Annotated in this window: 8 protein-coding genes; 1 reads left to right on the forward strand and 7 read right to left on the reverse strand. The window is 58.5% G+C overall.

All coding sequences use genetic code 11. From position 1 onward, the window contains the following. Positions 1-24: 24 nt before the first annotated feature. Positions 25-1089, reverse strand: coding sequence for a lysine-2,3-aminomutase-like protein (locus AB4Z23_RS24295; RefSeq protein WP_421477049.1), 1065 nt, complete (start codon positions 1087-1089; stop codon positions 25-27). Further along, complete coding sequence (gene epmA, locus AB4Z23_RS24300; RefSeq protein ID WP_441360881.1) at positions 1086-2150, reverse strand: EF-P lysine aminoacylase EpmA; 1065 nt, start codon at positions 2148-2150, stop codon at positions 1086-1088. Before epmA ends, AB4Z23_RS24295 begins: the two co-directional genes overlap by 4 nt. Before the next feature lie 250 nt (positions 2151-2400). Between epmA and efp the strand changes: the two genes are divergently transcribed. After that, complete coding sequence (gene efp / locus AB4Z23_RS24305; protein ID WP_003516849.1) at positions 2401-2970, forward strand: elongation factor P; 570 nt, start codon at positions 2401-2403, stop codon at positions 2968-2970. Positions 2971-3081: 111 nt separating this feature from the next. On the opposite strand, the gene AB4Z23_RS24310 is transcribed toward efp, so the two are convergent. The 5 genes from AB4Z23_RS24310 to AB4Z23_RS24330 all read right to left on the reverse strand — a co-directional run bounded on the left by AB4Z23_RS24310 (position 3082) and on the right by AB4Z23_RS24330 (position 10831). Next, positions 3082-4524: an efflux transporter outer membrane subunit gene (locus AB4Z23_RS24310; RefSeq protein ID WP_441360882.1), complete on the reverse strand. Its 1443-nt coding sequence runs from the start codon at positions 4522-4524 to the stop codon at positions 3082-3084. 149 nt (positions 4525-4673) lie between these two features. Next, positions 4674-7763 (reverse strand): efflux RND transporter permease subunit, encoded by a 3090-nt coding sequence (locus tag AB4Z23_RS24315; RefSeq protein ID WP_441360883.1) that lies wholly within the window; start codon positions 7761-7763, stop codon positions 4674-4676. Positions 7764-7816: 53 nt separating this feature from the next. After that, positions 7817-9019 (reverse strand): efflux RND transporter periplasmic adaptor subunit, encoded by a 1203-nt coding sequence (locus AB4Z23_RS24320; RefSeq protein WP_025594474.1) that lies wholly within the window; start codon positions 9017-9019, stop codon positions 7817-7819. Between the two features lie 199 nt (positions 9020-9218). After that, positions 9219-9878 (reverse strand): TetR family transcriptional regulator, encoded by a 660-nt coding sequence (locus AB4Z23_RS24325; RefSeq protein ID WP_019566104.1) that lies wholly within the window; start codon positions 9876-9878, stop codon positions 9219-9221. 2 nt (positions 9879-9880) lie between these two features. Next, on the reverse strand, positions 9881-10831 hold the full coding sequence (locus AB4Z23_RS24330; protein WP_421477053.1) for a phosphoribosylaminoimidazolesuccinocarboxamide synthase: 951 nt from the start codon (positions 10829-10831) through the stop codon (positions 9881-9883). Positions 10832-11203: the final 372 nt, after the last annotated feature.

Here is an 11203-nt window from a genome sequence, read left to right on the forward strand (position 1 = left end):
CACGGCGGGCTTTTTATGCTTTTTTTAATCGTCGCCGGATGCAGGCGGCGGGTAAATATGATCGTTTCCGTTGAAGTCCGAGACGGAGTAGCAGCCATCGCGGGTTTTTTCGGCCGCATTCGGGCCGATCGTGGCCTTGCCGTGACCGCCCGGAATGTCGAGAACGTAGGTCGGCTGGCAAAGACCGGAGACATGCCCGCGCAAGGCGGAAACGATTCGCTGACCTTCTTCTATCGTCAGCCGGAAATGGCTGGTGCCGGGCGCTAGGTCGGGGTGGTGCAGGTAGTAAGGCTTGATACGGTTCTCGACAAAGGCGCGCATCAGTTCGGCGAGAATTGCCGATTCATCGTTGATGCCCTTCAAAAGCACGGTCTGGCTGACCATGGCGATGCCGGCATCGATCAGCCGCGCGCAAGCACTTCTGGCTGCTTGCCCAAGTTCGCGTGCGTGGTTGGCGTGCAGGGCCACATAGGTGGTTTTGCCGCTGGCCTTCAATGCCTCGATCAGCGGCCCGTCGATTCGTTCGGGATCGACGACCGGTACACGGGTGTGGAAGCGAACGATCTTGACGTGCGGTACGTCTTTCAGCCGCGTCATCAGGTCGGACAATCGCCGCGCCGAGAGTACCAGCGGATCGCCGCCGGTGAGGATGACCTCCCAGATGGCCGGGTTGGCTTTTATATAGTCGAATGCGGCGTCCAGCTCTTCCGGGCTCATCATGCCGTTGCCCTGCGGCCCGACCATTTCGCGGCGGAAACAGAAACGGCAATAGACGGGGCAGACATGCACCGCCTTCAAGAGCAGCCGGTCCGGGTAACGGTGGACGATGCCATGGACGGGGCTATGTGCACCGTCGCCGATCGGATCGTCCCGTTCTTCGGGAAGGTGGACGAGTTCGGCTAGGTCCGGCACGAATTGCCGCGCGATGGGGTCCTGCGGATCGCGGCTGTCCATCAGATCGGCCATTGTCGATGTGATGGCTAACGCGTAACGCTGCGTCACCGCGCGCACGTCCTCGAGCGCCTCGGTCTTGATCAACCCCGCCTCAACAAGTGCTTCGGGTGTCTTGATGGTTTCAAGCCTTGTCATCGTCCGTATTCCGCGACGGGTGCCCACATGACCAGATCGATTCGGGGCGCGCCGGTTGCCAGCATCACCAGTCGGTCGAAACCGAGTGCTATGCCGCTTGCCGGCGGCATGATCGCCAGCGCCGCCAGAAAATCCTCGTCCAAAGGATAGGTCTCGCCGTAAACCCGCTGCTTCTCAACCATCTCCATTTCGAAACGCCGTCTCTGCTCAGCAGCGTCTGTCAATTCGCCAAAGGCATTGGCAAGTTCCACGCCACACGCATAAAGCTCGAACCGTTCCGCCACCCGCGCATCCCCAGGCGATTTGCGGGCAAGCGCAGCCTCGCTTGTGGGATATTCATCGAGAATGGTGGCGCGGCCKAAGCCCAGTTCTGGTTCCACCCGCTCCACGATAACGCGGCTGAACATATCCGCCCAGGTGTCGTCCCTAGCCACACGAATTCCGGCATTGGTGAGGCTTGCGGCGAGGTGCTGGCTATCCGTCTCGCCGTTTCGGTCAATCGTCGCCAGAAGATCAATTCCCGCATAGCGATCGAAGGCTTCCGCGACGCTCAGACGTTCCGGTTCGAGGAACGGATCGACGCTGCGGCCACGATAGGTGAAATTGTTTGTTTTGGCGGTTTCTGCCGCCAGCGCCAGAAGATTGGCGCTGTCCTTCATCAGGATCTCGTAGGTTTCTCCGACCCTATACCATTCCAGCATCGTGAATTCTGGGTGGTGCAGGGGGCCTCTTTCCCGGTTTCGATAAACATGGGCGAAACAGAAAATGCGTTCTTCACCGGCCGCGAGCAATTTCTTGCAGGCGAATTCGGGCGAGGTGTGGAGATAGAGCGGAGCGGCGTCGCCGGCTGGCGTCAGTCCCTGGGTGGCGAAGGCATGCAGATGTGCCTCGTTGCCGGGAGAAATCTGCAATGTGGCGGTGTCGACCTCTAGAAAGTCCGCGCGCGCGAAATAGCTGCGAAATTCCGACTGGATCGCGTTGCGTCCAAGCAGAAAGGCGCGGCGGTCGGCATGGACGTCGGGCGTCCACCAGGGCGACATTGTCTCGTTGCTTGAGCCCATCTCTTTTTTCTTTTCCGTCTTACCTGCTGGCCTTGTTACGGATAAACGGCCCGCAAAACGCCTGATCGCATCATTTAAAGCAATTCCGGGCGGAAAACCGCTAGGCACTCTTCCGCGAATTGCTGTAGAAGGCTGGCAATTCGCGCGGATTTAAGGTAGTTGCGCCCCAGAAAAAAGACAAAACGTCTGCCGGGCCGGTGCTATCGCGCAGTCCTTTACGACGCATTTCATCGAGTTACAAGGAAGTCATATGGTCAAGGTTATCGCCTCATCCGTCCGCAAGGGCAATGTTCTCGACGTGGACGGCAAGCTCTACGTTGTTCTCACCGCGCAGAACTTTCACCCGGGCAAGGGCACGCCGGTCACTCAGGTTGACATGCGCCGCATCGTTGACGGCGTGAAGGTTTCCGAGCGCTGGCGCACGACCGAACAGGTCGAGCGYGCTTTCGTCGAAGACCTGAACTTCCAGTTYCTTTATGAAGACGGCGAAGGCTTYCACTTCATGAACCCGGCAAACTACGAYCAGGTCGTTGTYGATGTCGAGACGATGGGCGACCAGAAGGCCTATCTGCAGGAAGGCATGACCTGCGTTCTTTCCATTCACGAAGGCAATCCGCTGGCTGTCGAACTGCCGCGCCACGTCACGCTGGAAATCGTCGAAACGGAACCGGTTGTGAAGGGCCAGACGGCTTCTTCTTCCTACAAGCCGGCAATTCTTTCCAACGGCATCCGCACCATGGTGCCGCCGCACATCGACGCCGGTATCCGCGTGGTCATCGCGACGGAAGACAATTCCTACGTCGAGCGCGCCAAGAACTGAGCYTGACGGCAGGTTAAACAAAAAGCACCGGGCGACCGGTGCTTTTTTGTGTCTGGAATACAAAAAAGCCCGCGTCTCGACGCGGGCTTTTCATTTGCCTTGAGGCGTTTCTTACATGCCCTTTGCAGCGGCCACGGTTGGGCCGGCGGACTTCTTCGGGRCAGGCTGGCCAACGGCATAACCGCCACCGAGAGCCACGTTGAGCGAGACATAATCCTGCGCGGTCGTCTGGATCGCCGTTGCAAGGTTTGCCTGCGCATCGGAGACCGACCGCTGGGCATCCAGAACGTCGAGCAGAGACGACGCACCGTCACGATAGCTGGCTGTCGAGAGCTGCAGCGCTTCCTGGTAGGATGAGACAGTCTTTCTCAGCGCGTCGACGGTACGCTGGTCGCGATTGATGGCGGCCAGGGCGTTTTCGACTTCTTCAACGGCGTTGAGAACGGTTGCCTTCCAGACGAGATATTGCTCGCGTGCTTGCGAGTTCGCGATGTCGACATTGGCGCGCAGTCTGCCACCATCGAGGATCGGGAGAGTGAGGCTCGGACCGAAGGACCAGCTATTGGCCGTTCCCCTGCCGCCGCCACTCAGGAAATTGTAGCTCGGGGTGATCGCGCCACCAAGCTCGATGCTTGGATAAAGCTGTGCCTCGGTTACACCGATCGTGGCGACCGCAGCGGCGAGATTGCGTTCAGCGACGCGGATGTCCGGACGGTTGCGGATCAGGTCGGCCGGGATGCCGGTGCGGGGAACAGCGCGCGCAACAGGCTGGCGTGCGCCCTTCTGCAGCTCGGTGATGAGCGACGAGGCCGGCATGCCGAGCAGGGTCGCGATGCGGTGGGCTGACTTGCGGAAGCTGGTTTCGAGGCCGGGTATCTGCGACAGCGTTGAATTGACCAGACCTTCGGACTGGACGACATCGAGACGCGAGGCCGCACCCGCTTCGAGCTGCAGCTTCGTCAGATCTAGCGTTTCGCGGCGTGAACTCAGGTTCTGGCGGGCAATCGCCAGGCGCTCCTGATAATAGCGCACGTCGATATAGGCCGCGGCGACTGAGGAAATCAGCGTCAGGCGCTGAACGTCGACGGTGGAGTACGCGGCGTCAAGCGACGCATCGGCGCTTTCCGTTGCCCGGCGATAGCGACCGAAAAGGTCGAGGAACCAGGAAATGCTAAGGCTGCCGTTGGACACGTTGGTGACGGGAACGTCACGGTAGCTGCCCTTGGTCTCGCTGGTCGTGTGGCTGCCACTGCCWGTCAGGCTCGGCAGGCCGCCGGCGCCGTCCACGATCACCTGGGCCTGCGCCTGATTGATGCGCTCGATTGCCTGCATCACGGTGAGGTTCTGCGCAAGGCCGGTGGAGACGTAACCGTTCAGGCGGTTGTCGTTAAAGGCCGTCCACCATGCAACGCTGCTGATGTCGCCATTACTGGTTTTTCCGGCTTCCGCGAACTTTCCCGGCAATTGAATTTCCGGCGTCTTGTGGTCGGGTCCGACAACGCAGCCCGAAAGCAGTAGCATTGTCAGGGGAATAGTAGCGCGAATAGACAGCATATAATTTTCCCAATTCTCTGGTTGGCTTACCAAGCGCGGCTTGCTGACAAATGGGCTGCGCGGTCGATATGCCCTAGAAACGTGCGTTTGCCAAATCGGCCATATTTCTAGCAGCGTATTAACGGTTGGCACAGCCCATTTTTGTTTTGTTAACGCCTTGAAAGGCGACGAATGATGACGAAAAAGGACGGAACGAAGAAAATTCCGAGCAGTGTTGCAGAAAGCATACCACCCAGCACCCCGATACCGATTGCATTTTGTGCAGCGGAACCCGCTCCGGTTGCGATCGCGAGAGGCACGACGCCGAGGATGAAGGCGAGCGACGTCATGATGATCGGACGCAGGCGCAGCTTCGCCGCCTCCAGTGCCGCTTCCACCAGACTTAACCCGTGCTCCTGCCTCTCCTTGGCGAATTCAACGATCAGGATCGCGTTTTTCGCGGCAAGGCCGATGGTCGTCAGCAGGCCCACCTTGAAGTAGACGTCGTTCGTCTGGCCGAAGAAATGGGCCGCAGTCAAAGCGCCGAGGACACCCACCGGGACAGCCAGAATAACCGAGAACGGGATCGACCARCTTTCATAAAGGGCGGCCAGGCAAAGGAACACGATGAGAACCGACAGCGCGTACAGCATGGGCGCCTGCGAGCCGGAAAGGCGTTCCTGATAGGAGATGCCCTGCCATGCCACGGTGTAACCGCCTGGCATGCTTGCCGTCAGACGTTCCATCTCGTCCATGGCTTCGCCGGAAGCAAYGCCYGCGCCGGCGGTGCCTTCAAGCGAAATCGCGCCCGTACCGTTGTAGCGTGCCAGTGACGGCGGCGCGTTGATCCACTTCACCTCGCTGAAGGAGGAGAAAGGTACCATTTCGCCGCTGGWGTTGCGGGCATACCAGAACTTCAGGTCGTCCGGCTGCATGCGATAGGGTGCATCGCCCTGAACATAGACCGGCTTGAGCTCACCGTTCAGGGTGAAGTCGTTGACATCCCGGCCGGCAAAGATCGTCGACAGCATCAGGTTCACGGAGGAAAGATCGACGCCCATGGCCCCCATCTTTTCCTGATCGAGAATGATCTTCATCTGCGTTTCGTTGTCCTGGCTGTCGCTTCGCAGAGAGCTGATCTTTGGATTGCTTGTTGCAAGCGCAATCAGGTCCTTGGAGGTTGCGGTCAGAGCGTCGGTGCCGTTGCGGCCGCTATCCACGAGATACATGGAGAAACCGCTCGACGTGCCCATGCCCTGAATTGCCGGCGGCAAAAGCGGGAATACCTGTGCATCGCGGAAGCCGAAGAACGTACCCATTGCCCGCTGCACAATGGCGGCGGCGTGTTGATCGGGTGCGGTTCGCTCGGAAAAGTCCTTGAGCTTGGTGAAGACGATCGCGTTGTTCTGACCCGAACCGCTGAAGCTGAATCCAAGCACGCCGAAAACCGATTCGACATTGGCTGCTTCTTTTTCACGGAAGTAGCTTTCGACCTGTTTTACCACCTCGTTGGTGCGTTCGATGTTCGAACCGGTCGGTGTCTGGATGATCGTCAGCAGCACGCCCTGATCTTCCTGTGGGAGGAAKGAGCTTGGCAGTTTGGTGAAGAACCAGGCGCAGCCGCCSACGACGATCAGGAAAAGAATCGTCACGCGCAGGGGCCGCTTCAGCAGATAGCCGATCGACGARACATAGCCGTCCGTCGTCTTGCCGAAGCCGCGGTTGAACCAGGCACCCGGTCCACGCTGCTTTTTGGTATGGTCGATGGGCTTCAGCATTGTGGCGCAGAGCGCCGGCGTCAGAACGATGGCGACCACCGCCGAAAGCAGCATGGCCGAAACGATCGTGATCGAGAACTGGCGATAGATGATACCAGTCGATCCGCCAAAGAAGGCCATGGGAATAAACACGGCGGTCAGGACGAGCGCGATGCCGATGATGGCGCCGGTTATCTCGCCCATCGATTTTTCCGTCGCCTCGACCGGCGACAGGCCCTCTTCCGACATGATGCGCTCGACGTTTTCAACAACGACGATGGCGTCATCCACGAGAAGGCCGATCGCCAGAACCATGGCGAACATGGTCAGCGTGTTGATAGAATATCCGGTGACTGCGAGGATGCCGAACGTGCCGAGGAGCACGACGGGCACGGCGATCATCGGAATGAAGGTGGCGCGCAGGTTTTGCAGGAAGACCAGCAGCACGACGAAGACGAGGATGATCGCCTCGATCAGCGTATGCACCACTTTCTCGATCGACAGCTTCACGAAGGGTGTCGTGTCGTAGGGATATTCGATCGAGACGCCCGCAGGCAGCGAGCCCTCAACGGCCGTAAGTGCGGACTTGACACGTGCTGCAGTRTCGAGCGCGTTGGCGCCCGTGGCGAGGTTGACCGCGAAACCGGCGGAAGGACGGCCGTTSGAGCGGGAATCACCGCCATAGGTTTCCTGGCCGATTTCGATGCGGGCCACGTCGCTCAGGCGAACGGTTGCGCCGTCCTTCTCAACCTTCAAGATGACCGATTCGAAATCGGCGACGGTGGTGAGCTGGCTCTGCGCCGTCACCGTCACATTGAGCTGTTGGCCCTGGACGGCTGGAACGGCACCGAGGGAGCCGACCGAAACCTGGGTGTTCTGGCTTTCGATGGCGCCGGTGACGTCAGCCGTGGTCAGCTGGTATTTGTTGAGCTTGAACGGATCGAGCCAGATGCGCATCGCATATTCGGAACCGAAGACGTTGATGCTGCCCACGCCTTCAAGGCGCTTRATCTGGTCTTCAACGCGCGAGGAGAACACGTCGCCGAGATCRGCCGAATTGCGCTTGCCGTCCGTCGAGATCAGCGCACCCACCATCAGAATGCTCGATGTGGAGCGGCTGACCTGAATACCGCGCTGCTGCACGGTGTCGGGCAATTGCGACTGCACGAGCTGCAGCTTGTTCTGCACCTGAACCTGCGCGATGTCAGGCAGGATGCTGTTGCCGAAGGTCAGTGTCACTTCGGCGCTGCCGGTCGAAGAAGACGAGGTCATATAGGTGAGGTCGTCGAGGCCGGTCATGCCGTCCTCAATGATGGTCGTCACCGATTTTTCGACCGTCTCCGCGCTAGCGCCATTATAGGTTGCGCTGACGCGGACCGTCGTCGGGGCAATATCGGGATATTGCGAGATGGAKAGCGTCACAATTGCCAGAGCGCCGCCCAGCATGATGACGATGGCGATAACCCATGCAAAAACGGGGCGCCTGATAAAGAAATGGGCCATGGCAGTCCTGCCTTACCTTTTACGAGCTTCGACCGAGGGTTTCGTGCTCATGTTTATTTCGAGGGGGCGGCGGCAGGCGGAGCTTGCTGCGGCAGAACGACGATACCGCGATCGTCGATGGTCACTTCCACGGGCGCGACCGTCGCGCCGTCGGCAATCCACTGGAAGCCGTCAACGATGAGCTTGTCGCCATCCTTGACGTTTTCCGTCACCAGCCAGGCATTGCCCGACTGCTGGCTGGACGGGAAGGTGCGCGTTTCCACCTTGTTTTCCGCGGTGACAAATTTTGCGGTCAGTTCGCCATTGGCGTTCCGGCTCGCTGCGCGCTGCGGGATGCGGAAACCCGTTTCCTTACCGATGGTCAGCGTTGCGCGAACATAGGTGCCGGGAAGCAGAAGATCGTCCGGGTTATCGAAGAGAGCACGGATGGAGAAGGTGCCCGTGGTTTCGCTCACCGCCATGTCCGACATGTCGATCTTGCCGTCATGCTTGTATTCGGTGCCGTCTTCCAGCGTCAGGTGAATGCCGGTTTCCTTGGTATCGCCGCCGAGCTGGCCCGACGAGATCGCCTTTTTCAGACGCAGAAGATTGATGCTGGATTCCATCAGATCGATGTAGATCGGATCGATGCGGCGCAGCGTCGTCAAAGCCGTCGTCTGGTTTGCCGTCACCACGTTGCCGATGCTGAAAGCGGTAGCGCTGGTGATGCCGTCGAAAGGCGCGCGGACCTTGGTGAGATCGAGATTGATCTCAGCCGTTTCCAGCGCAGCCTTCGCTTGGGCCACGTCGGCTTCGGCCTGAAGCAGCGTCACCTTGGCGTTTTCATATTCGATCTGCGTTGCGCCGCTGTTGACCAGCCGCTCGTAGCGGGCAAGGTTCGCCTGGGCGCTCGGAACGCTTGCTTCGGCTTTCGCCACGCTTGCCTTGGCCTGTGCCACTTCTGCCAGATAGGTGTTGTCTTCAATCTGGTAGAGAATGTCACCCTGCTTGACCTCGCTGCCTTCCTTGAAGGGAATGTCGCGGATGATGCCGGTGACGCGCGGGCGGATTTCCGCKGTCTGGAACGCGCTTGCGCGGCCGGGAAGAACGGTGGTCAGGGGRTATTCGCTCGTCTTCATCACAATGATGCTGACCGGAGACGGGGGACGCGCGGCGCCCTGGCCGGCGGTCTGGCTGCTTTCGCCGCCATCGCTGCATCCCGCGAGAACTGCGGTCATGCACAGAGAAGCAAATAGGGGTAAAATACGTCGGCTCATTGTTCTTCCCTGCGTATCGGTCGCATTCAACTATAAGCGCAGTGTCGCTCGGCGGATGCTGGTCCGGGTGCAGGGACGATGGGTGAAGGCCCTATTGGGGACCTTCTTCGTTCAATCTGCTCGGACCGCCATTCGCATAGAAGCGCAGGCTTTCACGCTTCGCAAGCAATTGCGAGAAGGTGACGTAAGTTGAGAATCGTCACTTAGCAAGCGGATTGCGCAATCCTGCCTCGATTAAATCAACCAGTTGATCGCAACGTGTTGCTAAATTGCCGATATCTTCCCGTGCTATGAGGACGGGATGGATGACGCTCGCGAGTGCGTGTAGGACGGTTTCCGCCAGAGGCGGTATGTCGGCGGGGGCGTAAATTCCCTTATCTACGCCATCGCGAATAATGTCGGCCACCAGGTTTGCTATAACGGATTTGTAATAGTCACCGCACTTCATGTCCTGCTTGGCCGTCATCAGGATCATTTCGAATATATAGGGATTGTCGTTGAGGTTCTGATGGTGTTGTTCCATCAGGGTGCGGGCGAGATGGCGCAGCCTTGAAACTGGTGCATGACTTTTATCGAGCGGGTGGATTTCCCGCTCGAAAGCACCGATCTGCTCAAACCCGATGGCATCGACGAGCGCATTCTTCGAATTGAAGTTCTTGAAGACGTTCGCGGGCGACATGCCTAGTGCTGCGGCGATATCGGCAATCGCCACTGCATTGAACCCGCGCTCGCGAAAAAGTTCTTCGGCTTTGGCAAGAATGTCCCGCCGCGTCTCTTCGGCGGAACGGCGAGGCCGGCGCTTGACAGGAACGTCGTTCCTCCTGTCACCCTTTCTCGCCTGTTCGATCGTTTTGCTCAAGGTCAGACTCCGGGGAAAAATTGCTCCAGGTTCCGGCGTACTCTTGCCAGCGGCGTCTCACCGCTATCGTCGGGAACGAAGCTTTGTCCGGTGATGCGTTCGTATGCATCAATATATACCCTTGACGTCTGCAATACGAGTTCCTGCGGAACTTCCGGAACGTCGTCCTTATAGGGATCGCAGCGTTCGGCAACCCAGGCTCTCACGAAATCCTTGTCGAAGCTTGCCGGCCGTGCGCCGTTGCGGAAGCTCTCTTCATAGGTTTCAGCCATCCAGTAGCGGCTGCTGTCAGGCGTGTGGATTTCGTCGGCCAGAATGATCGTGCCGTTTTCATCGGTGCCGAATTCGTATTTCGTATCGACGAGGATGAGGCCCTGCTTTGCGGCAATTTCCTGTCCGCGCTTGAACAGTGTAAGCGCGTAACGGGAAAGCGTGTCCCATTGCTCCTGCGTCAGAAGTTTTTTCTCCACGATCTCGGCCGGCGTCAACGGCTCGTCGTGACCACCATCGAAGGCCTTGCTCGTCGGCGTGATCACCGGCTCGGGCAAGATCTGGTTGTCCTTCATCCCGTCCGGCAGGCTCATGCCGTACATCTGTCTCTGGCCTTTCTTATAAAGGGTGAGGATAGATGTGCCGGTGGTGCCGGCCAGATAACCGCGAACCACCACTTCGACAGGCAATATTTCAAGCCTCTTGCCGATGACGACATTCGGATCGGGATAGCTGACCACGTGGTTGGGGCAGATATCCTTCGTCTGCTCGAACCAGTAGCGTGCCGTCTGGGTCAATACCTGCCCCTTATAAGGAACACAGGTGAGGATGCGGTCGAATGCGCTGAGGCGATCGGTTGATATGATAATGCGGTTGCCGTCGGGCAGATCGTAGTTTTCACGCACCTTGCCACGGTAGTAATTCGGCAGCTCGGGAATGACGGCTTCATCGAGAATGCGCACGGGCTCTCCAATTCTTAAGGCTATAAGGGGCGTTGGACGCCCCAGTCTGGCTGAAACTCTTATCCGTTCCTATTGCATGTTTCCCGAAACAGAACCAGTCGGCACATACAGGAGGCTCTTCCTGCCCTCCCGTGCGGTCCGCCTTGAAACTATCTTTTATTTTCATACGTTTAGCAAAAATGTCAGTTTTTTGACGATAGGTGTGTTGACTTGTTTGTGGGTGTTCTCTTATAAGTCCGCTCACTGAACGAGGGCGGCGGCGCTGCTGGCGACGAAGTCTTTCGTTCTAAAGAAATCATGTTGATGAGCTGACTGCTTGTTGTTTTCCAGGGGCTTTTGCTTTTGGGGTTTGATTTTGTGACTGCATTGAGC

It is taken from the genome of Agrobacterium sp. MCAB5, from assembly GCF_052114365.1.
GTDB classification, from domain to species: Bacteria; Pseudomonadota; Alphaproteobacteria; order Rhizobiales; family Rhizobiaceae; genus Agrobacterium; species Agrobacterium tumefaciens.

Bases quoted from the DNA above. Each gene is read 5' to 3' on its own strand.
- AB4Z23_RS24295 (WP_421477049.1), bottom strand. From the start codon at position 1,089: ATGACAAGGCTTGAAACCATCAAGACACCCGAAGCACTTGTTGAGGCG.